Annotated in this window: 27 protein-coding genes; 18 read left to right on the top strand and 9 right to left on the bottom strand. The window is 53.9% G+C overall.

Annotated features, from left to right (window positions below; genetic code table 11):
• Nucleotides 1–43: 43 nt before the first annotated feature.
• A complete protein-coding gene (locus B1H58_RS02145) occupies nt 44–340 on the top strand; it encodes an I78 family peptidase inhibitor (protein ID WP_085067765.1) in 297 nt (98 codons plus the stop codon).
• Between the two features lie 254 nt (nt 341–594).
• Nucleotides 595–1,143, top strand: a complete 549-nt coding sequence (locus B1H58_RS02140) for a GNAT family N-acetyltransferase (RefSeq protein WP_167373275.1) — start codon at nt 595–597, stop codon at nt 1,141–1,143.
• 43 nt (nt 1,144–1,186) lie between these two features.
• Here B1H58_RS02140 and B1H58_RS02135 read toward each other — a convergent pair whose 3' ends face one another.
• Nucleotides 1,187–1,441, bottom strand: coding sequence for a biofilm development regulator YmgB/AriR family protein (locus tag B1H58_RS02135; RefSeq protein WP_085067763.1), 255 nt, complete (start codon nt 1,439–1,441; stop codon nt 1,187–1,189).
• A 397-nt stretch (nt 1,442–1,838) separates the two neighbouring features.
• On the opposite strand from B1H58_RS02135, the gene cspE reads away from it, so the two are divergent.
• Nucleotides 1,839–2,051 (top strand): transcription antiterminator/RNA stability regulator CspE, encoded by a 213-nt coding sequence (cspE, locus tag B1H58_RS02130; protein ID WP_085067762.1) that lies wholly within the window; start codon nt 1,839–1,841, stop codon nt 2,049–2,051.
• 183 nt (nt 2,052–2,234) lie between these two features.
• Here the strand turns inward: cspE and B1H58_RS02125 are convergent, their stop codons facing one another.
• Complete coding sequence (locus B1H58_RS02125; protein WP_071883701.1) at nt 2,235–2,408, bottom strand: con-10 family general stress protein; 174 nt, start codon at nt 2,406–2,408, stop codon at nt 2,235–2,237.
• Nucleotides 2,409–2,897: 489 nt separating this feature from the next.
• Here B1H58_RS02125 and iraP point away from each other — a divergent pair, with 489 nt between their 5' ends.
• Nucleotides 2,898–3,152, top strand: a complete 255-nt coding sequence (iraP, locus tag B1H58_RS02120) for an anti-adapter protein IraP (protein ID WP_085067761.1) — start codon at nt 2,898–2,900, stop codon at nt 3,150–3,152.
• Between the two features lie 44 nt (nt 3,153–3,196).
• Here the strand turns inward: iraP and proC are convergent, their stop codons facing one another.
• On the bottom strand, nt 3,197–4,009 hold the full coding sequence (proC, locus tag B1H58_RS02115; protein WP_085072211.1) for a pyrroline-5-carboxylate reductase: 813 nt from the start codon (nt 4,007–4,009) through the stop codon (nt 3,197–3,199).
• A 104-nt stretch (nt 4,010–4,113) separates the two neighbouring features.
• Here proC and B1H58_RS02110 point away from each other — a divergent pair, with 104 nt between their 5' ends.
• Genes B1H58_RS02110 through B1H58_RS02100 form a run of 3 tightly spaced genes read left to right on the top strand, consistent with a single transcriptional unit; the run spans nt 4,114 to nt 5,577 of the window.
• Nucleotides 4,114–4,632 (top strand): hypothetical protein, encoded by a 519-nt coding sequence (locus B1H58_RS02110; protein WP_085067760.1) that lies wholly within the window; start codon nt 4,114–4,116, stop codon nt 4,630–4,632.
• A 10-nt stretch (nt 4,633–4,642) separates the two neighbouring features.
• Nucleotides 4,643–5,086, top strand: a complete 444-nt coding sequence (locus B1H58_RS02105) for a DUF421 domain-containing protein (protein WP_085067759.1) — start codon at nt 4,643–4,645, stop codon at nt 5,084–5,086.
• Nucleotides 5,087–5,097: 11 nt separating this feature from the next.
• Nucleotides 5,098–5,577 carry a YaiI/YqxD family protein gene (locus tag B1H58_RS02100; protein ID WP_085067758.1) on the top strand — a complete coding sequence of 160 codons (480 nt, stop codon included), beginning with the start codon at nt 5,098–5,100 and terminating at the stop codon, nt 5,575–5,577.
• Nucleotides 5,578–5,685: 108 nt separating this feature from the next.
• On the opposite strand, the gene B1H58_RS02095 is transcribed toward B1H58_RS02100, so the two are convergent.
• Nucleotides 5,686–6,420 carry a DUF2076 domain-containing protein gene (locus B1H58_RS02095; protein WP_085067757.1) on the bottom strand — a complete coding sequence of 245 codons (735 nt, stop codon included), beginning with the start codon at nt 6,418–6,420 and terminating at the stop codon, nt 5,686–5,688.
• 260 nt (nt 6,421–6,680) lie between these two features.
• On the opposite strand from B1H58_RS02095, the gene aroL reads away from it, so the two are divergent.
• From aroL to ppnP, 4 genes are all read left to right on the top strand, one after another.
• Nucleotides 6,681–7,211, top strand: coding sequence for a shikimate kinase AroL (gene aroL, locus B1H58_RS02090; protein WP_085067756.1), 531 nt, complete (start codon nt 6,681–6,683; stop codon nt 7,209–7,211).
• Between the two features lie 179 nt (nt 7,212–7,390).
• Entirely contained in the window at nt 7,391–7,582 is a 192-nt protein-coding gene (locus tag B1H58_RS02085; protein ID WP_085067755.1) for a YaiA family protein, read from the top strand.
• A gap of 804 nt (nt 7,583–8,386) precedes the next feature.
• The gene (locus B1H58_RS02080) at nt 8,387–9,064 is read left to right on the top strand and encodes an AroM family protein (protein ID WP_085067754.1); all 678 of its coding nucleotides are present in this window, start codon (nt 8,387–8,389) and stop codon (nt 9,062–9,064) included.
• A 78-nt stretch (nt 9,065–9,142) separates the two neighbouring features.
• On the top strand, nt 9,143–9,427 hold the full coding sequence (ppnP, locus tag B1H58_RS02075) for a pyrimidine/purine nucleoside phosphorylase (protein ID WP_085067753.1): 285 nt from the start codon (nt 9,143–9,145) through the stop codon (nt 9,425–9,427).
• Nucleotides 9,428–9,506: 79 nt separating this feature from the next.
• On the opposite strand, the gene rdgC is transcribed toward ppnP, so the two are convergent.
• Nucleotides 9,507–10,418, bottom strand: a complete 912-nt coding sequence (gene rdgC, locus B1H58_RS02070) for a recombination-associated protein RdgC (protein WP_085067752.1) — start codon at nt 10,416–10,418, stop codon at nt 9,507–9,509.
• A gap of 144 nt (nt 10,419–10,562) precedes the next feature.
• Between rdgC and mak the strand changes: the two genes are divergently transcribed.
• Nucleotides 10,563–11,471: a fructokinase gene (gene mak, locus B1H58_RS02065; protein ID WP_085067751.1), complete on the top strand. Its 909-nt coding sequence runs from the start codon at nt 10,563–10,565 to the stop codon at nt 11,469–11,471.
• Here mak and B1H58_RS02060 read toward each other — a convergent pair.
• The 3 genes from B1H58_RS02060 to sbcD form a co-directional block, all read right to left on the bottom strand.
• Nucleotides 11,468–11,839 carry a cell envelope integrity TolA family protein gene (locus B1H58_RS02060; protein WP_085067750.1) on the bottom strand — a complete coding sequence of 124 codons (372 nt, stop codon included), beginning with the start codon at nt 11,837–11,839 and terminating at the stop codon, nt 11,468–11,470. The genes mak and B1H58_RS02060 overlap by 4 nt on opposite strands.
• A 70-nt stretch (nt 11,840–11,909) precedes the next feature.
• On the bottom strand, nt 11,910–15,584 hold the full coding sequence (locus B1H58_RS02055) for an AAA family ATPase (protein WP_085067749.1): 3,675 nt from the start codon (nt 15,582–15,584) through the stop codon (nt 11,910–11,912).
• Nucleotides 15,581–16,810: an exonuclease subunit SbcD gene (gene sbcD, locus B1H58_RS02050; protein ID WP_085067748.1), complete on the bottom strand. Its 1,230-nt coding sequence runs from the start codon at nt 16,808–16,810 to the stop codon at nt 15,581–15,583. The genes B1H58_RS02055 and sbcD overlap by 4 nt, the downstream gene beginning before the upstream one ends.
• Before the next feature lie 236 nt (nt 16,811–17,046).
• Between sbcD and phoB the strand changes: the two genes are divergently transcribed.
• From phoB to proY, 6 genes are all read left to right on the top strand, one after another.
• Nucleotides 17,047–17,736, top strand: a complete 690-nt coding sequence (gene phoB / locus B1H58_RS02045) for a phosphate response regulator transcription factor PhoB (protein WP_085067747.1) — start codon at nt 17,047–17,049, stop codon at nt 17,734–17,736.
• A gap of 14 nt (nt 17,737–17,750) precedes the next feature.
• Complete coding sequence (gene phoR / locus B1H58_RS02040; RefSeq protein WP_085067746.1) at nt 17,751–19,070, top strand: phosphate regulon sensor histidine kinase PhoR; 1,320 nt, start codon at nt 17,751–17,753, stop codon at nt 19,068–19,070.
• 12 nt (nt 19,071–19,082) lie between these two features.
• Entirely contained in the window at nt 19,083–20,000 is a 918-nt protein-coding gene (locus B1H58_RS02035; protein ID WP_085067745.1) for a PstS family phosphate ABC transporter substrate-binding protein, read from the top strand.
• A gap of 194 nt (nt 20,001–20,194) precedes the next feature.
• On the top strand, nt 20,195–21,298 hold the full coding sequence (locus B1H58_RS02030; RefSeq protein WP_085067744.1) for a cobalamin-independent methionine synthase II family protein: 1,104 nt from the start codon (nt 20,195–20,197) through the stop codon (nt 21,296–21,298).
• A gap of 404 nt (nt 21,299–21,702) precedes the next feature.
• Nucleotides 21,703–23,022, top strand: a complete 1,320-nt coding sequence (gene brnQ / locus B1H58_RS02025) for a branched-chain amino acid transporter carrier protein BrnQ (protein WP_085067743.1) — start codon at nt 21,703–21,705, stop codon at nt 23,020–23,022.
• 69 nt (nt 23,023–23,091) lie between these two features.
• Entirely contained in the window at nt 23,092–24,447 is a 1,356-nt protein-coding gene (gene proY, locus B1H58_RS02020) for a proline-specific permease ProY (protein WP_085067742.1), read from the top strand.
• 124 nt (nt 24,448–24,571) lie between these two features.
• On the opposite strand, the gene B1H58_RS02015 is transcribed toward proY, so the two are convergent.
• Nucleotides 24,572–25,834 carry a mechanosensitive ion channel family protein gene (locus tag B1H58_RS02015; RefSeq protein WP_085072210.1) on the bottom strand — a complete coding sequence of 421 codons (1,263 nt, stop codon included), beginning with the start codon at nt 25,832–25,834 and terminating at the stop codon, nt 24,572–24,574.
• Nucleotides 25,835–25,891: the final 57 nt, after the last annotated feature.

The raw sequence follows: 25,891 nt of genomic DNA, 5'->3' as shown, positions 1-25,891 counted from the left end.
TTAAGGTCGATAGCTGAACGACTGGCCAAACAGGAGAATCGTGGTGAAATTTTATGGAAAGCTTGCGCTAATTACGGCGCTGGTTACGCTGGCGGCCTGTCAGCATGGGCAAAAAAATAGCGATAGCGCGGCGGTGACCGATCCTGATGCCGATCGCTGCGGCGCATCCGCCTATCAGAATTATGTTGGGCAGCCCTTATCGGCGCTGAGCAAGTTGCAGTTTGAGCATCCGGTACGGGCGATCCCTTATAATTCAGCCGTAACGATGGATTTCAATCTTAACCGGTTAAATTTCCTCGGCGATAAAGATAACGTTATTACCCGCGTCTATTGCGGCTAATGATGTAACCGGCATGGCCGGAAAGTGTTTATGTCATCACTGTCACGCTGTTGTCATCATTAGCCGCCAGGATACAGGGAAACAGAATGATCTCCCCGTCATATAACACTGCAATGCTCGTCTTATTCATCCCGCCGCGTGCGGGATTTTTTTTGCCTGTTGCGTACCGCAGAATGCAGCATGACCACAATCGGCTACGCTTGAAAAAACGGCGCAGTGGCCGGATGGTTATGACGATAGCGGGAGCAGGGAACATGCAGCAAAAAAGTACAGAGGTGATTGAGGCCACCACCGATTTGCTGGCGGCGCTACAGTCGCTGGACTACGGTTTTACCGTTACCCAGGAGCTGGAAGCCGTTTTCGATCGTCCGGTGCGTGATGGTCTCTATTCCGTTACGCCGCGGGAGAAAAATTATTTTAACGATCCGCAGCAGTTTAGCCCGTTAGTTAATAGCCGCGATGGCGCGCTATATGTGGCGCGGGTAGGAGGGCAGCCAGCAGGTTATCTGGCGGTAAGCCGCAACTGGAATGGCCTGGCGCTGGTGGAAGATATCGCCGTTGACGGCGCTTTCCGACGCTGCGGCTGCGGCTGCGGCTGCGCACTGTTACAGCGTGCCATCCGCTGGGCACGTGAGCAACAGCTGGCTGGCGTGACGCTGGAAACGCAGAATACCAACGTGGCCGCCTGCCTGCTGTATGAAAAAATGGGGTTTGAGCTGGGCGGCATTGATCGCCAGCTTTATCGGGCGCTGCATGCGCATCCGGCGGAAACCGCGCTCTACTGGTATCTGTGGTTTCATTAAGCGCTTCGCCGCCGAAAGCGGAGTATTACGGCAGCGCCACTGGCTAAGGCATTTCGGCGGTGCTGCTCATCAGCTGCGCCAACACATTACGATAGCTTTGCAGAACGCTTTCATCTTTTTCCAAATCCAGTTTCTTGATGACGCTGGCAATCAGCGCTTTATCGGTAGTGGGTTGGCCCGTCTGCATCAGCTCCGTCATAATGATTGCTAACAGCTCCGCTTCTTTGGGGGCGTGCCATGCCGGGCTGTTAAAATAGTCGGTTATTTCCCGGCCAGCGCTGGTGGATTGTGTTCGCATTGTCAACCTCCAAAAACGCAGCATCGACCCACAATAAAGCGGGCCGTCAGATAATTAACAGGAAAGCATGCCTTCGTCAGGCAAAACCGGGGACGTTGTCATCGTCTGTAAGTGTTGGCTATTTTTTAAACATAGAAGCGCCAGCGAAAAAAGTCAGTAACAACCTGAAATATTTTTAGCGCGAAAATCCTGCTTGCATTGCACCAGCGATTATGAGTAAATGCATCGTCGGTTTGTTAAACAGAACCGGGTATGCGAGCAGTTTTAGTAAAGCAGTCTGCAGTGTAAGAGTTATCTCTGATATCCCTTCTTCAGTATCGCCTTCCTGAGTGCCCCATAACATCTGTACACAAACCTGTTGCCCTCAGGGCGTTAATATCGAATGAAGGAAAGACAAATGTCTGCAAAACTGACTGGTTTAGTAAAATGGTTCAACGCTGAGAAAGGTTTCGGCTTTATTTCTCCGGCTGACGGCAGCAAAGATGTATTCGTGCACTTCTCCGCTATCCAGAACCAGGGTTTCAAAACGCTGGAAGAAGGTCAGAGCGTTGAGTTCACCATTGAAAACGGTCCGAAAGGCCCGGCTGCTGCTAACGTAAACGTACGCTAAGCTGCCAGAATGCAAAAAACCCGCCTTAATGGCGGGTTTTTTATTGCCTGTTTTCTGCCAACAGGCGGCTTAATGACTACCGTCGTCGTAAACAGCAGGCAAAAAATAACCCCGAAACAGTATGACTGCTCCGGGGTTGATATCCTGCATTACCACACCAGATATTGTGGCAACGAAACCGGGTCAGGACTTACGGCCACCATGGCTGTTTTGTCCGCCTTTTTTACCCGCTTCGGAGGCTTTTTCACGATCGTTTTTGAAGTTGCCGCCGCTCTGCTGACCACCTTTTTTACCGGCTTCAGAGGCTTTTTCTCGGTCTTCTGCGAAGTTTCCTGAACCACCACGATGTTCTGCCATTATCGTCTCCTGATTACTTTTCCAGTTTGGTAAGCATCTTAGAATATGTATTATCAGTTGATTAATGCATATTCTGCGTTGTATCAATATGAATAATAGATGACTCTGGTGGTATTTCCAGTTACTGTGATTTGCGGTTTCGCTTATTTAATTGTTTGTTTTTATTGTTTTTTATATAAAGCACTCCATCTGCATTTTATATAAGTGGCTGATGGTTAACAGAATAAATAATACTCATCAAAAGGTTTTACTTATCCCTTCAGGATAAATCTTAATAAGATGGAGGATTATATTTCGCTGCGCTTGTTAAATGAATTAATCTTTGGGTTGCGAAGGCTAAAGGCGATCTCAGCGCTCATTTATGTATAAAAAATCATCCTTTTTTAGCAAAGCTATTCTATAAATATTGAAAAATATCAGCACCATCTGCTGTTATTTTGTTAACTGTAGTGATAGTGTCTGCGTTTACATTGTTACTGGGATCGTGTGATGAAACAGCTCATTGCAGAACTACTGGTTAAGTTGGCGGAAAAAGAAGCAGAGTCTAAAGAGCTGGTTGCCCAGGTTGAAGCGTTAGAAATTGTGGTAACAGCGCTACTGCGTAAATTGGGTGACGAACAGCGTCAGGAGCTAAACAGAGGGATCAGCGAGGCATTAATCGTCGCCTCGGACGGTGCCAGCGCCGAAGATGCCAATTTGCTCCATGGCTACATCGACAAGCTGCTTAATCATCCCCGCTATTGATAGTAAAACAGCCACATCGCAATCTGCGATGTGGCTGTTTGATCTCAACGCTTGCTTAATGCTTCAGAGCGCGCCATACAGGCCTCCATTGAGGCGATCACGGCCGAGCGCAGCCCTTTCTCTTCCAACACTTTAACCGCCTCGATGGTGGTGCCTCCTGGCGAACAAACCATATCTTTCAGCTCGCCCGGATGCTTGCCGGTTTCCAGCACCATTTGCGCGGCGCCTTTTACCGCCTGCGCGGCAAATTCATAAGCCTGAGCTCGCGGCATTCCGCCCAGTACGGCGGCATCCGCCATTGCTTCAATAAACATAAAGACGTAGGCCGGTGCCGAGCCGCTAACCCCAACCACCGCATGGATCAGATATTCTGGCACAACGGCAGCTTTACCAAAACTGTTGAAAATGGCCACGATTTCGTCGACTTCCTCCGGGGTGACCAGCGGATTCGGCGTAACAGAGGTCATGCCTTCGTTAACTAGTGCAGGCGTATTGGGCATAGCGCGCACAATTTTACGATCGTGTCCCAGCGTCATCGCTAAGGCATCCAGCGTTACGCCTGCGGCAATCGAAACCACCAGCGTCTCTTTATTCAGCGCGCCGGCCGCATCCTTAAGCACTTTCAGAATCACATTCGGTTTTACCGCGCCGAATAAAATATCAGCTTCACGCGCAACCTCTTCGGCGCTTTGCGCGGGGGTAATGCCATATTGCTGTGCCATGGCCTGGTTGGTTTCTGTTTTATGGTCATAAACCCAGATGTTTGCTGCATCAACCTGGCCACCCGCAATCAGTCCGCCAATTATCGCTTTGGACATATTTCCGCAGCCAATAAAGCCTATTTTTTTCTCCAGCATGATATTTCCCTCTGCGTAGCCATTTTTCATTACGCATCAGCTTACGTGATTCTGCCGCTTTATTCAGCTTCAGCTAAACTCCAGAGAGGCATAAGGAGAGAAAAATGGAAAATTTTCAGCAAGATGAAGATAAAGATCGCCACTATCCGGTGCAGGAGAATATGCGCTGGCAACGGATTGAGTGGCGTATCCAGCGGGTAGGTTATGTACTGCTGCTGGCCATGGTTATCAGCGGAGCCTGCGGCCTGTTTTCAAAGGGTTTTCTTAGCGATCACGATATCGTCTCGTCAAACGGCGAGCTGCGGGTTGAGTATGAGCGCTTTGCGCGCCAGCAGAGCGATATGGCGATGACCATCCGTCTGCATCCGCTACGCGATAGCCTGTATCGCATTACCATCAGCGGTAACGGCGTCGATAATTTTCAGCTGCAAAGCGTCCAGCCGCAGCCGCTGCGTGCGGAGAGCCGTGACCGTTCTCTGACGCTCTGGTATCAAACGCAAAGTCTTAACCATGGCGCTTCCGTCTGGCTCGGCGGCCAGCCGCACTCTCCGGGAAAATATACCTTTGCGGTTAGCGACAGTCAGGGGGCACAGGTACGTTTTACACAATGGGTTTATCCATAGGGGAAGGGGTATGGAAACGGTATTACGCGCAATAAGCATGTATTTCATTTTAATGGTGGTGTTGAAGATTGCCGGACGCCGCACGCTGCTGGAGATGACCAGTTTTGACTTTATCCTGCTGCTGATTATCAGCGAGGCGACGCAGCAGGCGCTGCTGGGCAATGATTTTTCGGTTACCGGCGCTGCGCTGACCATTATCACCCTTATCGTCATGGATATTCTGTTAGGCATTTTTAAGGGATGGTTCCCGCGCCTGGAGATGCTGATAGACGGCGCCTCGCTGATCCTGGTGGAAGATGGCAAGCTGTTAACCCATCGCGCCAAAAAGGCGGGCATTACCGCAGAGGATATCCTGACTTCAGCGCGAAGCACGCAGGGGCTGGAGCGCCTTGATCAGATAAAGTTTGCCATTCTGGAGAAGAACGGCAAAATCAGCATTATTCCTCAATCCTGACAGGAAAGCCGATGCCAATTTGGGTGGATGCGGATGCGTGTCCAAAAGTCATAAAAGAGGTGCTCTATCGTGCCGCAGAGCGCAGCCAGACAGAACTGATTCTGGTAGCTAATCAGCCGCTCAGCGTGCCGCCATCACGTTTTATTCGTACGCTGCGTGTCGCGGCCGGTTTTGATGTAGCGGATAATGAAATTGTGCAGCGCGTGAGCCGCGAAGATTTGGTTATCACTGCTGATATTCCGCTGGCGGCAGAAGTGCTGGCAAAAGGGGCGGCGGCGCTCAATCCTCGCGGTGAACGCTACAGCGATGCCACTATTCGTGAACGCCTGACGATGCGGGATTTTATGGATACGATGCGCGCCAGCGGGGTGCAGACCGGCGGGCCGGCAACGCTAAATCAGCGCGATCGGCAGCAATTTGCAGCAGAGCTGGATAAATGGCTGTTACAACAGCGGCGTCATCGAGAGCAGGACAACGCAGCGGGACAGTAGCGTTAGCGAATAAAAACGCCGGTGGGAGCTATCTCTCACCGGCGTTACGCTTTAGCACTGGATTGTCAGCCTGGCGGCTGTGTGGCTTATCCGCGTCAGTAAAGCGCTTCAGATAAAGCTGTCGTCGTCATTGAAATCGTCATTGCCGAAATCGTTGCTGTCGAAACCGGCATTATCATCCTGCTGCCAGCTGGCATCCTGTAAAAATGCCCGATCGTCGACATTATTAAACGTATCCAGGCTGGTATCGAGCGGCTGAGGATCCGGCAGGGCAGGCTCATTAATAATGTTCACAATCTCTTCCGGCTGAGAATGATGGAACATGCTGGTCAGCATATCCGCCATTACCACACCACCTGCCACGCCCACTGCCGTTTGCAGCGCGCCGCCAAGAAAACCGCTACCGCCGCGTGCGGTACCGTAAGGCTGCTGCGCATAGGGCTGCTGCTGCGGGGCATTATTGTACGGCTGTTGCGCGTAAGGCTGCTGCGGGGCGTTGTTCCATACCGGCTGCTGCGGCGTAGCCTGGCGCTGTCCGCCGCCAAACAGGCTGGAGAGAAAACCGCCGCTGCTCTGGCGCGCCGGTTGTTGCTGTGCCTGAGATAGCTGCTGTTGCGCCTGCGTCAGCTGGTTTTCCAGTTCGGTAACCTGCGCGCTCAATTTTTTCATTGCCGCTTCCTGAATCAGGATCGCCTGCGCCATATAGTAGGGCGCAGCGGGCTGCTGGCGGAGCTGCTGTTCAATCAGGCGCTCTGCTGCGGCATCACGTGGCGCAGACTGGCTTTCAGCCTGTTTTAGTCGGCTAAACAGACTTTCAATTAGACGTTGTTCTTCGCTCTGCATGGAACCTCCTTAAACAAGCGGTATCTCTTTATTCTGGTCGCTCTGTGGCGAAAGTAAATTAGCACTGCGTAAGTAAATATTGCCGGGAGGAACAGAACATTCCGGTTCTGCTGAAAAGCAATGTATGGTTAAACATCTTTCCGTTGCGTAAAAACAACGTTACAGCTGGCCCACAATATTTTTTCTCGGTATGATGCCCGCCATGCATAATTTGATGGCCAGCTGCGGCGGAACGCAGTCATGGCGGAGGACAGGCTGTCATGTCGTTACCCATTTTTCTCATTGGCGCACGGGGTTGCGGTAAAACCACGGTGGGTGAATCACTGGCGCAAGTACTGGGTTATGCTTTTTGCGATACCGATCATTATCTGCAGCAAAGCACAGGAAAAACGGTAGCGGAGATTGTCGCTGCTGAAGGCTGGGAAGGGTTTCGCCAGCACGAAACTGACGCCTTGATTGCGGTTACCGCGCCGGAAACCATTATCGCTACCGGTGGCGGCATGGTGCTGGCGGAAGCCAATCGTTGCTTTATGCAGGAGCGGGGGCAGGTTATCTGGCTACAGGCCAACGCCACGGTGCTGGCAGCTCGTCTGACCCATTATCCGCAAAGCTCGCAGCGTCCTACTTTAACCGGCCGTTCTATCACTGAAGAGATGGCGGAAGTGCTTGACGAACGCGCAAGCCTTTATCAGCAAACCGCACATCATATAATAGATGCCATGCAGACGCCTGAACGGGTTGTCATGGCGATCCTGAACGCCTTACCCGTGGCGCCAGCCAGCCAGGTATAAGCCTCGCCTGCGGGGCTGTCTGTTATTAATCCGTCTGTTTTTGTTACCTTTCTTTTCCAGTTCCCTGCTGCACTGGCGTGATTGTCTATACTTACTGCTACGCGCGCAAAAGCGAACGTTCTCGGCAGCAAGCGGCCTGAGAGTAGCGGAAAACACTTTCACCATAAGAGGGAAGAAAAATGCCAACAAGACCACCCTATCCACGTGAAGCTCGGGTTGTTCAGGTTGATAAAGGCGCTGCAGGACAAGGCGTAACGCGCTACGAACTACGCGCCGATCACCCGAAACCCAACTCGCTGATCAGTGAGCATGAAAGCGAACAGGAAGCGCTGGATGCGAAAGAACGTTACGAGAATAGCGACAAAGAGTAATCCAGTCGGGCAGGGATGCCTGAGTAATAATCTGCCAAACAATACTTCCCGTTAATAAGCCTGTTATTTGATCAATTAAATTAATCTTTCTCTGATTTTCTTTCGTTATTTTATCTAACTATTTTGCTAACCCTCTCCCCTTGCTAAACGCTATTTGATAAAAATTACTATTCTCTTTGACCGTATAAAGGATCTTCCCTGAATGGCGGTTAAGGCTTGACTCCTCCTTGTTAATATTTTATTTTGCCCCAGCATTAATAATCGCCTGAGCTATCTACGTTTTACAGCTGTTAACCTCTGATGTCGTTTTTGTCATAAAATTGCTGCCTTGCTGGCCAGCTTTCTGGAAGAAAAATGCCGGGAACTGAGCATTTAACCGCTTAATATTCAGGCAATATAAGCCTGAAGAAAATGATGACCAGAAATAATCTATTTTTCAGTGATTAATCATCGAATCTGTGGGTGGTTTTTCATCGATTGTTATGCCAGGATAATATTAAATCGCTGATTGCTTTATTAGCAGAATAATATTTTATTAATTTGCCGTTAAGGCAGTTAATAAGCCTGTTGCAAATAAATTACCAGGCTGCCGTCATTAAGGGTACGATAATTTTCATTAGTACAAGATTAAATAACCTTTATGAAAAAGCGGTTTTTTATTGGGCAGAAATAATTAAAATCAGCGGCAGAAATATTGCCGGGTGCCCGTTTTACGCCTGGTGCTGGTAAAACGGCACCCTAATGGCATAACGAATAGCTGGCCTGTAACCGGCCCGGCAATTTACTTGTACTGAAGAAGTAAATATGAAACAGACACTGGTAATACTTACCATCGCATTCTCGCCGGACTATGATATCTCGCCGTTACTGTTGGAATCGCTGTCTGAAGCACAGCTGGAGCCAGTCAGTCTGCTGAACGCGCTCTCCTGCGAAGAGATAAATGAAAAATATGCTCCGCGTAAGGGTGAGAAGGCGCAGATAGTGCGGTTAGCGGAGGGCACAGAGATGCTGCTCGCGACCAGCCGCATTGAGCGGGGTCTGCAGCAGCTTATCAGCCAGCTGGAGTCGCGCGGCGTTGAAAATATTCTGTTGCTGGGTTGCGGGCAGTTTACTGAACTGCAAGCCCGCAATGCGATCCTTATGGAGCCCGACCGCCTGATCCCTCCGCTGGTCGGCGCTATTGTCGGCGGCCATCAGGCGGGCATTATTGTTTCGGCTAATGAACTGCTGCGTCAGCAGGCAGGTAAATGGCGCGTTCTGCGTAAGCCCGCCTGTTTTGCCGTTGCCGATCCGCTGCAGAGTGATAATCAGGCATTATTTGATGCCGGACTGATGCTGCTGGAGCAGGGCGCGGATGTGGTGGTGTTGGACAGCCCGGCCTATCACCCGCACCACTGTGACAGCTTACAGCAGCTGCTGGGTATTCCGGTGCTGCTCTCCTGGCAATCGCTGGCGGAAATGGTAGCCGGAGTGCTGGCATAATCGACAATTTCAGATGACAAAACACGCGTTTAGCCCCTACACTGCCGATTCATCTATTGTGGTTTCGGGGGACGATGCATGCTGAACGTAAGCGAGTACTTTGAGGGAAAAGTGAAGTCGATCGGTTTTACCAGTGCCAGCACCGGACGCGCCAGCGTTGGAGTGATGGTGGAAGGTGAGTATGCCTTTGGAACCGGTCAGCCAGAGGAGATGACGGTGATCAGCGGCGCATTAAACGTGCTGTTACCCGGCGAAACCGAATGGAAAATTTATGAAGCGGGCGGTGTGTTCCACGTTCCCGGTCACAGCGAGTTTCATTTGCAGGTCGCAGAGCCAACCGCCTACCTGTGCCGTTATCTGTAACGCTAAATGTGCGCCGCTGGCGGCGCACATCCGTTACTGGCGCAGGACTCAGGTGACATCCCGCGCTGGGCAGCGCTGATTAACGCTGTGCCTCGCCGCCTAACGCTTCGGTCAGGTTGCTGACCAGCGCCGCCAGTTCGCTGGTCATCAGAATAAAGTCTGCATCGAAACGCAGCGCAAAATCTTCCCGATCGATATCATCGTTTTGTTCACGTAGCGTATCGGCAAACTTCAGGCGCTTCAGAGAGCCATCATCCGCCAGCACCAGCTGAATACGTTCCTGCCAGTCCAGCGCCAGTTTGGTTACCAGCTTGCCTGCTTCAATATGATTAGCAATCTCATCGCAAACCAGATCCTGTTTCTTACAGCGGATAACGCCGCCATCTTCCAGAATGGCTTTTAGCTCCGCTTCATCCATCAGCGCAAAGCCTGCCGGCAGATCGCCGGAGCGTACCCATTCGGTTAAGGTCAGCTCAATCGGATTTTCCAGCGTCAGCGGCACCACCGGCAGCGAACCGATGCTTTTACGCAGCAGCGCCAGGGTATCTTCCGCTTTTTTCGCGCTGGCGCAGTCCACCATAATCAGGTTGTTGACGCTGTCGATCCAGAGGTAAGTCTGGCTGAAGCGGCTAAAGGCGCGCGGCAGCAGACTGTGCAGCACCTCATCCTTCAGCGAATCTTTTTCTGTTTTTTTCAGCTTGCGCTGCTGCTCTGCTTCCAGTTTCTCAATTTTGGCTTCCAGTGCCTGCTTGATCACCGGAGAAGGCAGGATTTTCTCTTCTTTACGGGCGCAAATCAGGATCTGTCCGTTATTGACATGCGTCAGGGTTTCACTACGCGAACCCATTGGCGAAACCCAGCCGGTTTTCGCCATATCCTGACTGCCGCACGGGGAAAAGGAAAACGCAGCGAGTTGTTTTTCCAGGTCGTCTGTGGACAGGGGAATGTCACGATTCAGACGATAAATCATCAAGTTTTTAAACCACAACATAGGGTTTTCCTTTGCCGGATGTGTATAAATTCACAGGTCATAAACGGTGCGCGCATGATAGCGAAACATCGGCGACGGGTCATTGCCTTTCCTGGCGCTGGCTTCTAATGTAACGCTCATCCTGACAAAAAAGAGGAGTATCCTGTGCGTATTGGCATTGATTTAGGCGGTACCAAAACAGAAGTGATTGCCCTTTCTGATGCCGGTGAGACGCTGTTTCGCCATCGCGTTCCGACGCCACGCCATGACTATCCGCAAACGCTACAGGCGATTGTCGATCTGGTCCGGCTGACGGAGGAAAAAACAGGTCAACAGGGCAGCGTAGGGCTGGGTATTCCCGGTACGCTGTCGCCTTACAATCAGCGGGTTAAAAATGCAAACTCCACCTGGCTGAACGGCCAGCCGCTCGACAGAGATCTGGCACGTTTGCTGGATCGTGAAGTGCGCATCGCCAATGATGCCAACTGTCTGGCGGTTTCAGAGGCGGTAGACGGCGCGGCGGCGGGCAGGGCGCTGGTTTTTGCGGTCATTATCGGCACCGGTTCCGGCGCGGGTATCGCTATTAACGGCGTCAGCCACGCCGGTGGTAACGGCAATGCTGGCGAATGGGGACATAATCCGTTGCCGTGGATGGATGAAGATGAGCTTCGTTTCCGTGAGGAAGTACCGTGCTACTGCGGGCAGAAAGGCTGTATCGAGACCTTTGTATCCGGTACCGGCTTCGCGACCGATTACCAGCGTCTGAGCGGGAGAAGCTTAAGCGGCGCAGAGATCGTCGCGCTGCTGAACCAGCAGGATCCCTTAGCTGAACTGGCAATGGGCCGTTATGAGCTGCGTCTGGCGAAGTCGCTGGCACAGGTGGTTAATCTGCTCGATCCCGATATTATCGTACTGGGCGGCGGAATGAGTAACGTTGAGCGCCTCTATCAGACGTTGCCGACGTTGATGAAGCCCTGGGTGTTTGGCCGTGAATGCGAAACGCCAGTGGTGAAAGCGCAGCACGGCGACTCCAGCGGCGTGCGCGGCGCCGCCTGGCTGTGGCCGCTGGCTTAGCCGGGACGAAACGTCACCATAATGTGTTGAGGCGATCCCGCCGGCGGCGTGGGTAGCTGCCGATCGCTGCTGACGGCCTGCCAGGCTTTCAGGCAGAGCGCCTCATCGCCCTCGGTGCGCAGCACCTGATAGCCGCGCCGGGGATCGTAACCGATCGTTACATTGCAGCGCTGGCCGCGATAACGATCCGCCCGATCGAAATGGCGGGATACGCGCTGCTCTATTTCATTCACCCATGAGCAGTGTGCGCTCTCCGCGCCGCTACAGCGGACGGCAGAGTCAGGATGCCCGGGAGCGGGCTGACGCGAGAGCTGACAACCGCTCAGCGCCAGCAGGGCAAGCGCCGGGACGAGGCGAAAAAACCACATATTTTTTCCTTACAGACTGATGAGTTGCGCAGCGCACGGTATCATGCGCGCCGCGCCGACAACAGGCGCATCAGACTGAAAATTGCCGCTCCAGTCGGCTGTAGCCAAGGCCGTTAACTTTACGCACTTTTATCTGTACCGGGATGCGCTCTTTCATCGCCTCGACATGGCTGATCACGCCAATGGTTTTGCCACTGGCGTTTAACGCATCCAGCGCATCCAGCGCGGTATCCAGCGTATCCGCATCCAGCGTGCCGAATCCCTCATCAAGGAACAGGGATTCAATTCGGGTTTTATGACTGACCAGATCGGAAAGCGCCAGCGCCAGCGCCAGGCTTACCAGGAAGCTTTCGCCGCCCGACAGCGTGCGCGTATCCCGCTTCGCATCAGCCTGCCAGGTATCCATTACCTGCAGCTCCAGGGTATCGCTTGATTTACGCTGCAACAGATAACGTCCATGCAAGCGATCAAGCTGCTGATTCGCCAGCCAGACCAGGTGATCAAGCGTCAGGCCCTGCGCAAAGCGCCGGAATTTATCGCCGCTGCTGGAGCCGATCAGCTGATTAAGGTAACCCCAGTCTTCGACCTGCTGGGTATTCTCTTCAATTTGCTGCAGCAAACTCTGCTGCTGCTGACGCTGCGCATTATCGCTCTCCAGTTGCTGACGAAGCTGGCCCTGTTGACGAACCGTGTCATGCAATAGCTGCTGCTGCGTGGCCAGCACGGCTTCCAGCTCCGGCAGCGTGAGGTTCACATCATCAGGACGTTCAAGCTCATGCTGCGCCAGGCTTTGTTCAGCGCGTATCGCCAGCGTCGTGGCCTGCTGACGCTGCACCTCCAGCTGCTGACAGCGCTCACGCAGCGCCTGCGTCTCCTGCTCATCCAGCAGTGCGGCGCGGAAAGCCGCTTCATCGCTAAAGTGGCTCGTTTCCAGCGCCTGGTTAAACTGCATTAACTGCTCGTCGTAACGTTTCTGTGTGGCCTGGAGCTGTTGCATCAGAGAATTATGCTGTCCGGTCAGATTATTTAACTGGTTCTGACTTTGCTGCCAGCGCTGTTGCTGTTCACGCGCCTGATTTTCCGCCTGCAACAGACGTTGCTGCCACTGCTGACGAACTTCGGCAATCGTGCTGTCACCCAACAGGCCGTGGCGTTGCTGACGCAGCGCCTCCAGCTGTTGCTGCTGTGACTGCATCAGGGTTTCTGCGCGTTGTTTTTGCTGCACCAGTTGGATCAGTTCTTCATTGATCGCATTCAGCGCCGTATCGCAGGCGGCGAGGCGCATTGCGATATCTGTAAGCACTTGCTCGCTTTTCTGCCAGCGCCGCCATTCGTTCTGACGCGCTTCCAGCCACGCCTGCTCGGCCTGCGGCTCCGGCGGTGTAAGCTGATGCTGTGCCAGTTCCTGTGCCAGCGTTTCTGTGAACTGTTGCCGCTGCGCCGCCAGTTGTTGACACTGCTGTTCCGCATCCTGCCGCTGCTGCTGGCTGTAGCGCAGCTGTTGTTCCGCCAGCTGGCGCGCCTGTTGCTGTTGTTGCCAGCGTTGCTGACAGGCCGCCAGCGCCTCTTTTGCCTGCTGCACGCTGCGGGCAGCCTGTTCCAGCCGCTGAAGCTGCTGCTGTAGCCGCTGTTCCTGCTGCTCCTGCTGGCCGATCCAGGCGCTGAGGGCCGCTTCATCCTCCAGCGTCAGCGCCAGGTTCGCCGCTGCCAGCAGCGTTTGCCATTCATCCTGCTGGCGCAACAGCTCGCCATGAAGCGTCTGCTGCTGCTGGCTTAGCCGCGCCTGCTGGCTTTGTAACGCCTTTAGCTGTTCGCTACAGGTGACGCCGGCTATTTTTAACTGCTCTTCCTGCTGGCGTATCTCTTCAAGGCGCTGCTGATTTTCCGTTAAGGTCAGCGTCTGGTAGCGTTCCACCGCCGGATGCTCGGTGGATCCGCATAATGCGCAAGGCTCACCGGCGACTAAGCGCGCGCGTTCCTGCTCAAGACTAACAATGCGGCGTTCCAGCTCCAGACGCTTTTCCAGATCGACGCGATGCTGATGCTTCTCTTTCCACGCCTGACGCTGCTCTGTAAGCTGCTGCGTTTGTAGCAGGATCTGCGCATCCAGCGCCTGCAGCTCCTGCTGTTGCTGGGCGTAACGCTGGCTCAGCGGGCGCAGCGTAGAGGAGACGATAGCCAGCTGCTGCCGCAGCGGTCGCTGCTGCTGTAGCTGCTCCAGCTGGTGACGCAGCGTGCTTTCCGGCTGTTGCTGAAGTGCAGTAAGTGCTTGCTCTGCCTGCTGTACCTGCTGGCGCGCCAGCTCCAGTTCGCTTTCCAGCGGAGCGGCCTGAGCCATCAGTTGCGCAAGCTGCTGTTGCTGTTCGTCGCACTGTTGCTGATGCTGGCGCTGCCGGGTCTGCAATATGCTCAGGTTTTCCTGAAGCTGTTGCTGCTGCTGAAAACGCGCACGCCAGCCGCCCAGCAGATCGCCCCAGTTCACAACCTGAGCATGATCGCTGCGCCACTGTTGCTCTTGCTGCTGTTGCGTATGCAGCGTCTGATGTTCACTGCTCAACTGCTGCTGACGCTGTTGGCGCTGCTGTAGCGCCTGTTGGTTTTCCTGCAGCGTTTGCTGCTGAAGGCCAAGCTGCTGCGTCAGCTTATCAATTTGATGGTCAAGCGGGATCACCTGTTCGTTGATCAGACATTCCTGCTGTCGCCATTGCGTATTCAGCTGCTGCTGTGCCTGTTCAGCCTGTTGCTGTTTGTTCTGTAAAGTTTGTAACTGCTCACTGGCCTGCTGAATTGAAGCGGAGAGCTGCTGTGCCTGCTGGTTAAGCTGTGCCAGATCCTGCTGTAGCTGCTGACGCTGCTGCCAGAGCGGACGCAGTTTTTCCGCCGGTTCCGATCGCGCCAGTTTCTGACGTTCCGCCTCGGCGCATTGCCAGTTATTTTCCGCCTGCTGCTGCGCGTTGCGCGCCTGGTTTTTTTCCTGCTCCAGACGTTGCTGCTGACTCAGCCACTGCTGCTGCTGTCGTAGCGTGTTAAGCTGAAGATGCAGTTGGTTTTCCTGCTGCGCCAGCGCCGCTATTTCACTTTCCAGCGCTATCCGCGTCGCTTCATCCAGCAGCGCCATACCAGCGGCGCGTGCCCGAAGCTGATCCAGCTCCACGCGCGCCTGTTTATGTTGCTCATAAATACGCGATGAGAGCTGACCGTAAATCTCAGTGCCGGTCAGCTCTTCCAGCAGCTCGGCACGATCGTTGGCGTCAGCGTTCAGGAAGGCGGCAAATTGTCCCTGCGACAGCATCATCGATTTGGTAAAGCGGGCAAAATCGAGACCGGTTAACTGAGCGATCATCTCCAGCTTATCTTTCACCTTATCAGCGACGATGACGTTATCCGCACAGCGCGCCAGCTCCACGCGCGGCGCCTGCAGATTGCCGTCTACCGCGCCGCGCGCCCGGTTCTGGCTCCAGAAGGCGCGCCAGGCTTCACCTTTCACCTCAAATTCCACTTCGGCGAGGCATTCGGCGGTATCGCGGCTGATCAGCTCATTTTGCGTTTGGGATATTTTCCCCAGACGCGACGTTTCGTGATAAAGCGCCAGGCAAATCGCATCAAGCAGGGTGGTTTTACCGGCACCGGTTGGGCCGGTGATGGCGAAAAGTCCGCTGCTGGCAAAAGGCTCGCGGGTGAAATCAATTTTCCATTCGCCTTTGAGCGAGTTGATGTTTTTAAAACGCAGGGACAAAATTTTCATGGCTGGCTCTCCTCGCCCTGATAAAGCGCATCCAGCGTGCCGCTAAATAACTGACGTACGCGCGTGCGCCGCGCCTCATCCATGTCTTCTTCCTGTTCCAGGCGTCGTTCAAAAACTTCCTCTACCTTTAGCTCGTTCAGCGTCTCATTTTGCAGGCGTGCAAGCGCTCGCTCACGCTGTTCACGGCTGCGGCGCATCAGCAGCACCTCCACCGGTAAACCTTCAGTTAGCGTCTGGATATGCTGCTGCATGTTATGCAGATATTCCTGAGTAGTGATTTCAATATCCAGCCACACCGGACGTGATGGAGAGGCACTGGCAAACGGTTTTAGCTGCTGCTCGATCTCCGCCAGCGTGCCCTTGATGGTTTGCATTGGCTGAAAGCCAGGCACCGGCAGCGGCTCAACGCTGGCCAGTTTGCCGTCGGCAAAACTCACCAAAAATACGCTTTTCTCGCTGCCCAGCTCATCGAAGCTGAGCGGCAGCGGGGAGCCGCTGTAGCGAATATGTTCGCTGCCGGCGATGCGTTGTGGGCGATGAATATGACCGAGCGCAATATAGTCAGCGGCGGGAAACGCCTGCGCCGGAAACGCATCCAGCGTGCCGATATAGATATCGCGCACCGCTTCGCTTTTGCTGACGCCAACAGTGGTCAGATGGCCGGTAGCGATTACCGGCAGCGATTTTTCCGCCTGCTGGCTAAGCTGACGAGCATGCTGGTAGCTGCGCTGATAGTGCTGCGTAATGGCGTTCAGCAGGCTGATCTGCTTTTGTTCGCCGGACTGACCCGCCTGGCTGCGCATAATGTCACGTGGTCGCAGGAAAGGAATGGCGCACAGCACCGCGCCCGGTTTGCCCTGGCGCGTGGTTAAGGTCAAAACCTGCTCTTCGGGATCGCTGCTGGCAGCGGCAATCACGCGCGTGTTCAAACAGGCCAGCAGTTCGCGTGATTCGTTGAGCGTGGCGACGGAATCGTGGTTGCCGCCCAGCACAATCAACTGGCAGCCGGTGCGATGCAGATCCACCACGAAACGGTTATAAAGTTCACGTGCATAGCTGGGCGGCGATCCGGTATCAAAAATATCGCCAGCGACAATCACCGCATCGACCTGATGCTCTTCAACACGCTCGATCAGCCAGTGAAAAAAGGCCTGATGCTCAGCGGCACGGCTGCGGGTATAGAAAAACTGACCGAGATGCCAGTCTGAAGTGTGAATAATGCGCATAAAACTCCCAGCTAATAGCAGAACGCCGGGGCGATTATAACCAGAGCTAAGCCGCAGCAGGGAACTGGATTGATCATTACCTGCATCTGGGTTTCAAAAATTGGTTATTGATTGCTTCACAAAAGCGTTACGAAAGCGCCATTGGGGCCGTGCATTTTTCATAAATCTGTCATAAAACTGACGCATAATGACGCCGCAAATCCCCGTGACCAAGAGTCACATTCGCAGGAGCAATAATGGCTAAGCGCATTCTGGTTGTCGAAGATGAAGCCCCCATCAGGGAAATGTTGTGTTTCGTGCTGGAGCAAAATGATTATCAGCCCATTGAGGCGGATGATTATGACAGCGCTGTCAACCTGTTAATCGAGCCATGGCCCGATCTGATCCTGCTGGACTGGATGCTACCCGGCGGCAGCGGCATTCAGTTTATTAAGCATCTCAAGCGCGAAGCGATGACGCGCGATATCCCGGTCATGATGCTTACTGCGCGCGGCGAAGAAGAAGATCGCGTGCGCGGCCTGGAAGTGGGTGCCGATGATTACATCACTAAACCGTTCTCGCCCAAAGAGCTGGTGGCGCGCATCAAGGCGGTAATGCGCCGCATTTCGCCGATGGCGGTTGAGGATGTGATCGAAATTCAGGGGCTGAGCCTGGATCCTTCTTCGCACCGCGTGATGTCAGATACCACGCCGCTGGAGATGGGCCCGACAGAATATAAACTGCTGCACTTTTTTATGACGCACCCGGAACGTGTCTACAGCCGTGAACAGTTGCTGAACAATGTCTGGGGCACCAATGTTTACGTTGAGGATCGTACGGTTGACGTGCATATTCGACGGCTGCGCAAGGCGCTGGAGCTGACCGGCCACGATCGCATGGTGCAAACCGTACGTGGAACGGGTTATCGTTTCTCCGCTCGTTACTGATCGGAGTCTGCCTCGTGCTGGAACGCCTCTCCTGGAAGAGATTATTACTGGAACTGGTGCTGGTCTGTTTGCCCGCGCTGTTGGCTGGACTGATTATCGGCTGGTTGCCGTGGTTCCTGCTGTGCGCCGTACTGCTGTTGTTGGGCTGGCACTTCTGGAATTTGCTGCGTCTTTCACACTGGCTGTGGACCGATCGCTCTATGACGCCGCCTGGCGGTCAGTGGAGCTGGGAGCCGCTGTTTTACGGGCTTTATCAGATGCAGCTACGCAACCGCCGCCGCCGCCGCGAATTGGGAAACCTGATTAAGCGGTTTCGCAGCGGGGCGGAATCCCTGCCCGATGCGGTGGTGCTGACCACCGATGAGGGCACTATTTTCTGGTGCAACGGTCTGGCGCAGCAGCATCTGGGGCTGCGCTGGCCGGAAGATAACGGCCAGAATATCCTTAATCTGCTGCGCTATCCTGAGTTTTCTCGCTATCTGCGTCAGCAGGATTTTGTTCGTCCGCTAACGCTGGTGATGAATAATCAGCTGCATATGGAATTTCGCGTAATGCCCTATAGCGAAGGACAGTGGCTACTGGTGGCGCGCGATGTTACGCAGATGCATCAGCTGGAGGGCGCGCGTCGTAACTTCTTTGCTAACGTCAGTCATGAACTGCGCACGCCGCTTACGGTGCTGCAGGGCTATCTGGAAATGATGGGCGATGCGGTGCTGGAGGGAAAATCCCGCGAAAAGGCGCTGCAAACCATGCAGGAGCAGACGCGCCGGATGGATGGTCTGGTTAAACAGCTGCTGACGCTTTCGCGCATTGAGGCTGCGCCCGCTATCGATCTGGCGGAGAAGGTGGATGTGCCGATGATGCTGCGCCTGCTGCAGCGAGAAGCGGAAACCCTGAGTAATGGCCGGCATCATATTGAGTTTCATGCCGATGCGCAGCTGAAAGTGTTCGGTAACGAAGAGCAACTCCGCAGCGCCATCTCTAACCTGGTCTATAACGCGGTCAACCATACGCCGGAAGGCACACATATCGAGGTAAGCTGGCAATTCTGCAAACAGGGCGCGCTGTTTACAGTGAAAGATAACGGGCCGGGCATTGCCCAGGAGCATCTGCCGCGTCTGACCGAGCGGTTTTATCGGGTGGATAAGGCGCGATCGCGGGCCACCGGCGGCAGTGGGCTGGGGCTGGCGATTGTTAAACATGCCCTGAGTCATCACGGCGCTCGTCTCACCATTACCAGCCAGCCGCATAAAGGGACCTGTTTTAGTTTTATCCTGCCGACAAGGTTGATTGTCAGCCAGCATCTGCCGGACAATGCGGCGCGTAAAATCTGACGGATGCAAAGTATGAAAATCATCATGGTGCTGCTGCTGCTGTTTTCCGGCGCGCTGCAGGCAAAACCCGCGCTGCTGGCAGGGAATCTCAGCAGCGTTGGCTCAGATACGCTGGGCAACTTAATGGCGCTGTGGGGCGAAAGTTTCAATCTTCAGTATCCGGGCGTTAATGTGCAGGTTCAGGCCGCCGGCTCCTCCACCGCGCCGACCGCGCTTGCCGCAGGCGCGGCACAGCTGGGCGCAATGAGCCGTCCAATGCAGCTTTCGGAACGTCAGCTTTTTCAGCAGCGCTACGGCTATCCGCCGCTGGCGGTGCCGGTGGCGCTGGATGCGCTGGTGGTGGTGGTGAATCAGGATAATCCGCTGACCCGGCTCAATGCGCAGCAGCTGGACGCGATTTTTTCCGTGACGCGGCGCTGCGGCGCACCCCGTTCCCCGCATACCTGGGGTGATTTGGGGTTACAACAGCTCAGCTGGCGCGATCGTTCGCTACAGCGGCTGGGACGTAACTCAGCGTCCGGCACCTGGGGGTTTTTCAAGCAGCAGGCGCTTTGCAACGGCGATTTTCGTCGTGACGTGGGCGAATATCCTGGCTCAGCGGCAGTGGTGCAGGCGGTAGCGGGCAATCTTAATGCCATTGGCTATGCCAGCTTTGGCTTCCATATCAGCGGCGTGAAAACGCTGGCGCTGGCGAAAGAGGGCGAAGCGGTAGTGCCCGATGCCACAACGATTCGTAATGGGCGCTATCCCTATGCACGCCCGCTTTATATCTATATCAATAAGCCGCCAGGCAAGATGCCGGAGCCGCTTACCGCCGCGTTTTTACGTCATGTGCTTTCTCCGCAGGGGCAGGCGCTGGTGACCCAGGCGGGCTATCTGCCTCTTTCCGATCGGCAAATCAATCAGGCAAAGGCGCTGCTGGGATTATAAGCGCGCCGGTTTTTTCAGCATCAACATGAATATTTTTCATGCCTTGTGAATTTTCCTCCCTTGCCGCTGAACAAAAGTCATGAGACGCTGATTTCAGACATTTAGACATCCAGAAGTCTTAAAGATAAAGATCTGAAACTATTTCATCGGTAAATCAGCGGGGCGGGATCGCCTCGTTACAGGAGTTGAAAATAATGCAAAGAACAACCGCCCCTTTTCGTGCCGACGTGGTTGGCAGCTTTTTACGTCCTGCAGCGATCAAGCGCGCCCGCGAGCAGTTTGCCGCCGGAGAGATTGATGCTGCGGCGCTGCGCCGTGTGGAAGATGAAGAGATCCGCCACGTCGTGGAACAGCAGCGCGCCTGTGGTTTGCAGGTGGTAACCGACGGTGAATTTCGTCGCGCCTGGTGGCACTTTGATTTCTTTGACGGTCTGCAGGGCGTGGAGCGCTATGAGGCGGAGCAGGGGATTCAGTTCAACGGAATTCAAACCAAAGCGCGCGGCGTGCGCGTAACCGGCAAGCTGGGTTTCGGCGATCATCCGATGCTGGAAGATTTCCGCTTCCTTAACAGCATCAGCGGTGACGCTGTCGCTAAAATGACCATCCCAAGCCCGAGCGTGCTGCACTTCCGTGGCGGACGTAAGATGATTGATGCTGAGGTCTATCCAGACCTGGCGGACTATTTTGACGACCTGGCATTAACTTACCGTGATGCCATCAAAGCCTTTTATGATGCAGGCTGCCGCTATCTGCAACTGGATGACACCGTGTGGGCCTATCTCTGCTCGGAAGATCAGAAGCGTCAAATTCGTGAGCGCGGTGATGACCCGGAAGAGCTGGCGCAAACCTATGCGCGCGTACTGAACAAAGCGCTGGAAGGCAAACCAGCAGACCTGACCGTTGGGCTGCATGTCTGCCGGGGTAACTTCCGTTCTACCTGGATCTCTGAAGGGGGCTATGAGCCGGTAGCGGAAATTCTGTTTGGCGGCGTCAATATTGATGCTTTCTTCCTGGAATATGATAACGAGCGCTCCGGCGGCTTCGAACCGTTGCGCTTTATTAAGCCGGGCAATCAGCAGGTGGTGCTGGGGCTGATCACCACAAAAGTCGGCGAGCTGGAAGATCCGGAAAGCGTGAAGGCGCGTATCGCTGAAGCAACGCAGTATATCGATATCAATCAAATTTGCCTCAGCCCGCAGTGTGGCTTTGCCTCTACCGAGGAAGGCAACAATCTTACCGCGCAGCAGCAGTGGGATAAACTGCGTCTGGTAGTGGATATTGCAAAAAACGTCTGGTGAGTGGCGTAAATGTGTGCAAACAGGCGCGTAAAAACGCGCCTTTTGTGCATCCAGGCCGGCTACAATGAAGAAATTAACGCCGGGCTGGTGAAAAAAAGTCACATCATGTAATGTGCTTTAGGCATAGTTTGAAGTGATTCTCTGGTCTGAAGCCTATATTCGTTATATCACTCTGCTTTTCCGATCCTGTATTGCCTTTCTTCGCTATAAACGTTTTACTTACGCCGCTTATCGCGGCTTTCCTCTGTGAAAAGAACAAAATTAGCTCATATCACTGCGTTTGCGGTCGTGAACAGACATGAATTAATTAATTTGTCCGATCCGACAGCATGTTAGCGTAGAGAGGGTGCAGTAAGCATTCACACAACATCCACCGCAACATCTGTAGCAGGCAATTCAGCTTTATGACACATCGTTTAACGTCGAAAGACATCATTGCGCTGGGCTTTATGACTTTTGCCCTGTTTGTTGGCGCAGGCAACATCATCTTCCCTCCCATGGTCGGTTTACAGTCAGGCGAACATGTCTGGATGGCGGCGCTTGGGTTCCTGGTTACCGCAGTGGGTCTACCGGTTATTACGGTGATCGCGCTGGCACGCGTTGGCGGCGGTATCGATGCGCTAAGCTCGCCAATAGGTAAAGCGGCTGGCCTGCTGTTGGCGACGGTCTGCTACCTTGCTGTAGGGCCGCTGTTCGCCACGCCGCGCACGGCGACCGTTTCCTTTGAAATCGGTATTGCTCCGCTGACTGGCGATGGCGCGATGCCGCTACTGGTTTATAGCCTGATCTATTTCGCGCTGGTGATCGCGATTTCACTTTATCCGGGCAAACTGCTGGATACGGTAGGGCATATTCTGGCGCCGCTGAAAATCATCGCGCTGTTTATTCTGGGCGTGGCGGCGCTGCTGTGGCCTGCGGGAACGCATATTCCGGCTACCGACGCTTACCAGAGCGCGGCCTTTTCCAGCGGTTTTGTTAACGGCTATCTCACGATGGATACGCTGGGTGCGCTGGTGTTCGGCATCGTTATCGTTAATGCCGCGCGTTCACGCGGCGTGGACGACGCACGTCTGCTGACGCGTTACACCATTCTGGCCGGTCTGATTGCCGGTGTCGGCCTGACGCTGGTCTATCTGAGCCTGTTTCAGCTGGGGTCCGGCAGTGGTACGCTGGCCGATCAGAATGCCAATGGCGCGGCCATCCTGCACGCCTATGTGCAGCATACCTTCGGTGGAATGGGGAGCTTCTTCCTGGCAGCGCTGATCTTTATCGCCTGTATGGTGACGGCGGTGGGGTTGACCTGTGCCTGCGCCGAGTTTTTTGCGCAATACCTGCCGTTTTCCTATAAAACGCTGGTGTTTATTCTGGGCCTGTTCTCGATGGTGGTCTCTAACCTGGGCCTGAGTCATCTGATTCAGATCTCCATTCCGGTGCTGACTGCCATCTATCCGCCGTGCATCGTACTGGTTGTGCTCAGCTTTACCCTGAGCTGGTGGAATAAAAGCGCCCGCATTATTGCGCCGGTTATGCTTGTTAGCCTGGTATTTGGTATCATCGACGCGATTAAAACCACCGGCTTTAAAGATGTGCTGCCTGCCGTTAGCCAACACCTGCCGCTGGCCGAGCAGGGGCTTGCCTGGCTGCCGCCTTCGCTGGTTATGCTGATCGTCACGGCATTAGCCGACCGCATGATGGGGCAAGAGCGGGTCAGGGCGCATCATTAAACCTGATACAATTCGGTCTTAACCACGGGCATGCCCGTGGTTTTTCATTTCCACAGGTAAGATGTCATTATGCAAGAAACCAATAAGCTCAAACGCGGATTGAGTACACGCCATATTCGTTTTATGGCGCTGGGATCGGCGATTGGGACCGGGCTGTTTTACGGTTCTGCCGATGCAATAAAAATGGCCGGGCCGAGCGTGCTGCTGGCCTACGTTATCGGCGGTGTCGTGGCGTACATTATTATGCGTGCGCTGGGCGAAATGTCCGTCAACAATCCGCAGTCCAGCTCCTTCTCGCGTTACGCGCAGGATTACCTTGGTCCAATGGCGGGCTACATCACCGGCTGGACCTACTGCTTTGAAATCCTGATAGTTGCGATTGCCGACGTTACCGCGTTCGGTATCTATATGGGCGTCTGGTTCCCCGACGTGCCGCACTGGATTTGGGTTTTGAGCGTGGTGCTGGTGATCGGTGCCGTTAACCTGATGAGCGTCAAAGTCTTTGGCGAGGTGGAGTTCTGGTTCTCTTTCTTCAAGGTCGCCACCATTATCATTATGATCGCAGCGGGCCTTGGCATGATTATCTGGGGGATCGGCAACGGCGGCCAGCCAACCGGCATCCATAATCTGTGGACCAATGGCGGTTTCTTTGCGCACGGCATTGTCGGCATGCTGCTGTCGCTGCAGATGGTGATGTTTGCCTACGGCGGCATTGAAATTATCGGTATCACTGCCGGTGAAGCGGAAGACCCTGAAAAATCGATTCCGCGTGCCATTAATTCGGTGCCCTGGCGTATTCTGGTTTTTTACGTCGGTACGCTGTTTGTGATTATGTCGATCTATCCATGGAACCAGGTTGGCACGCAGGGCAGCCCCTTTGTTTTGACTTTCCAGCATCTGGGCATTGCGGCTGCGGCCTCTATTCTGAACTTTGTGGTGCTGACCGCTTCGCTCTCGGCGATTAACAGCGATGTATTTGGGGTAGGGCGCATGCTGCACGGTATGGCGCAGCAGGGCCATGCGCCAAAGATGTTTATGAAAGTCTCCGATCGCGGCATTCCGTGGGTAACGGTTGTAGTGATGATGCTGGCGATGTTGATTGCGGTTTATCTGAACTACCTGATGCCGGAAAAAGTGTTTCTGGTTATCGCCTCGCTGGCAACCTTCGCCACCGTTTGGGTATGGATTATGATCCTCTGTTCGCAGATCGCTTTCCGTCGTACGTTGAGCAAGCAGCAGGCGCAGGCGCTGAAGTTCGCGCTGCCGGGCGGCAGCTATACCGCCATTTTCGGCGTGCTGTTCCTGGTGTTCATTATCGGTTTAATCGGTTATTTCCCGGATACCCGCATTTCGCTCTATGTCGGTGCAATCTGGATTGTGCTGTTGCTGGCGGGCTATAAGCTGGTGCGTAAGAAGTCAGCATGATAAAAAAAGCCGCAGCGATGCGGCTTTTTTTATGGGTATGGCAAGCAGTGCCTTTCTGGTTATTAACAGCCCCGAATGAACTCTGTATTTCAGGGGCAGTTATAAGTCGGGTCGAGTGGGCTGACTAAAGGTGGGGCTTATTCTCTGCGTTAGCGGCAAAAGCACGCCAGTCATGACCGGTTGGCGTTTGATGTACACGCAGACCGAAGGCTGGCAGCACCGCATAGATATAGTCAAAAATATCAGCCTGAATACGCTCATACTCCAGCCATACCGTGGTATTGGTAAAAACATAAATTTCCAGCGGCAGTCCATCGGTACCGGGTGCCAGTTGCCGCACCATCAGGGTCATGTTTTGATGGATCTGCGGATGACTTTTCAGCCAGGCTTCCAGCCAGGCGCGGAACGTACCGATATTAGTCAGATGGCGTTTATTTAACGGTATGTCTAAATCGCTGCTTAAATGCGCGTTGTGCTGTTCGATCTCAACCATTTTCTGTTTGATATAAGGCGTTAATAGCTGCGCATGCTGTAGCTGTGCCAACTCATCGTTGTTCAGGAAGTGAATGCTGGTGGTATCGATATTAATGCTGCGCTTGATCCGGCGTCCGCCTGATTCCGACATACCACGCCAGTTTTTAAACGAGTCGGCAATCAGCGCGTAGGTGGGAATAGTGGTGATGGTATTATCCCAGTTGCGCACTTTCACCGTTGTCAGCCCAATATCGATTACGGCGCCATCTGCGCCATATTTAGGCATATCCAGCCAGTCGTTCAGCTTTAACATGTCGTTTGCCGACAGCTGAATGCCCGCCACCAGACCCAAAATCGGATCTTTAAACACCAGCATCAGCACGGCGGTCATCGCGCCCAGGCCGGTAATCAGCACCAGCGGCGATTTACCCATCAGCACTGAAATAATCATGATGGCAAACAGGATCGCTGCCACCAGCTTGATACTCTGAAAAATACCGCGCAGCGGCAGCTGTCGGGCAAGCGTGCTGTTAGCCGATAGCTCCAGCAGAATGTCTAACAGCGAAAAGAGCATCAACAGTAAAAAGAGCATCATCCAGACCTGCGAAAACACCAGCAGAACGGCGTGCAGCGGTTCACTATTGGACAGAAACAGGTCGATCTGGATATTGAGCAGAACGCCCTGCAGCAATAAGGCAAAGCGGTTAAAGAGGTGATTATCGATTAATGATTTCGCCCATTGCTGGCTTGAGGCGTAGGCGCGGCGTTTTAACATCGGCAATACGGCACGGTGAAGCAGCCAGTGAGCAAGCAGCGAGATCAGTAATACGATAGCAATAACTATCGCTAAAGAGAGCGGCGTGGCGTAAGGCACTTCAAAATGATGAAGCCAAAAAAGAATTTGGTGTTGCATATTATCTCCCTGAGAATTGTGCTCTTCCTGTTGAAATAAAAATTCCGCAACGGCCCT

The sequence above is a fragment of the Pantoea alhagi genome (genome assembly GCF_002101395.1).
GTDB lineage: Bacteria > Pseudomonadota > Gammaproteobacteria > Enterobacterales > Enterobacteriaceae > Mixta > Mixta alhagi.
Note: the sequence above shows the minus strand (reverse complement) of the source record. Positions and strands in the feature narration are given on the sequence as shown.

Excerpts from the sequence above, each read along its gene's own strand:
- B1H58_RS02030 (WP_085067744.1), top strand. The coding sequence starts at position 20,195 with ATGCAAAGAACAACCGCCCCTTTTCGTGCCGACGTGGTTGGCAGCTTT.
- proY (WP_085067742.1), top strand. The coding sequence starts at position 23,092 with ATGCAAGAAACCAATAAGCTCAAACGCGGATTGAGTACACGCCATATT.
- phoB (WP_085067747.1), top strand. The coding sequence starts at position 17,047 with ATGGCTAAGCGCATTCTGGTTGTCGAAGATGAAGCCCCCATCAGGGAA.
- B1H58_RS02055 (WP_085067749.1), bottom strand. The coding sequence starts at position 15,584 with ATGAAAATTTTGTCCCTGCGTTTTAAAAACATCAACTCGCTCAAAGGC.
- proC (WP_085072211.1), bottom strand. The coding sequence starts at position 4,009 with ATGCTGGAGAAAAAAATAGGCTTTATTGGCTGCGGAAATATGTCCAAA.
- cspE (WP_085067762.1), top strand. The coding sequence starts at position 1,839 with ATGTCTGCAAAACTGACTGGTTTAGTAAAATGGTTCAACGCTGAGAAA.
- B1H58_RS02060 (WP_085067750.1), bottom strand. The coding sequence starts at position 11,839 with ATGTGGTTTTTTCGCCTCGTCCCGGCGCTTGCCCTGCTGGCGCTGAGC.
- brnQ (WP_085067743.1), top strand. The coding sequence starts at position 21,703 with ATGACACATCGTTTAACGTCGAAAGACATCATTGCGCTGGGCTTTATG.
- B1H58_RS02110 (WP_085067760.1), top strand. The coding sequence starts at position 4,114 with ATGGAAAATTTTCAGCAAGATGAAGATAAAGATCGCCACTATCCGGTG.
- B1H58_RS02135 (WP_085067763.1), bottom strand. The coding sequence starts at position 1,441 with ATGCGAACACAATCCACCAGCGCTGGCCGGGAAATAACCGACTATTTT.
- rdgC (WP_085067752.1), bottom strand. The coding sequence starts at position 10,418 with ATGTTGTGGTTTAAAAACTTGATGATTTATCGTCTGAATCGTGACATT.
- B1H58_RS02095 (WP_085067757.1), bottom strand. The coding sequence starts at position 6,420 with ATGCAGAGCGAAGAACAACGTCTAATTGAAAGTCTGTTTAGCCGACTA.
- B1H58_RS02085 (WP_085067755.1), top strand. The coding sequence starts at position 7,391 with ATGCCAACAAGACCACCCTATCCACGTGAAGCTCGGGTTGTTCAGGTT.
- B1H58_RS02125 (WP_071883701.1), bottom strand. The coding sequence starts at position 2,408 with ATGGCAGAACATCGTGGTGGTTCAGGAAACTTCGCAGAAGACCGAGAA.
- sbcD (WP_085067748.1), bottom strand. The coding sequence starts at position 16,810 with ATGCGCATTATTCACACTTCAGACTGGCATCTCGGTCAGTTTTTCTAT.
- B1H58_RS02105 (WP_085067759.1), top strand. The coding sequence starts at position 4,643 with ATGGAAACGGTATTACGCGCAATAAGCATGTATTTCATTTTAATGGTG.
- ppnP (WP_085067753.1), top strand. The coding sequence starts at position 9,143 with ATGCTGAACGTAAGCGAGTACTTTGAGGGAAAAGTGAAGTCGATCGGT.
- B1H58_RS02035 (WP_085067745.1), top strand. The coding sequence starts at position 19,083 with ATGAAAATCATCATGGTGCTGCTGCTGCTGTTTTCCGGCGCGCTGCAG.
- aroL (WP_085067756.1), top strand. The coding sequence starts at position 6,681 with ATGTCGTTACCCATTTTTCTCATTGGCGCACGGGGTTGCGGTAAAACC.
- iraP (WP_085067761.1), top strand. The coding sequence starts at position 2,898 with ATGAAACAGCTCATTGCAGAACTACTGGTTAAGTTGGCGGAAAAAGAA.
- B1H58_RS02100 (WP_085067758.1), top strand. The coding sequence starts at position 5,098 with ATGCCAATTTGGGTGGATGCGGATGCGTGTCCAAAAGTCATAAAAGAG.
- B1H58_RS02140 (WP_167373275.1), top strand. The coding sequence starts at position 595 with ATGCAGCAAAAAAGTACAGAGGTGATTGAGGCCACCACCGATTTGCTG.
- B1H58_RS02015 (WP_085072210.1), bottom strand. The coding sequence starts at position 25,834 with ATGCAACACCAAATTCTTTTTTGGCTTCATCATTTTGAAGTGCCTTAC.
- B1H58_RS02080 (WP_085067754.1), top strand. The coding sequence starts at position 8,387 with ATGAAACAGACACTGGTAATACTTACCATCGCATTCTCGCCGGACTAT.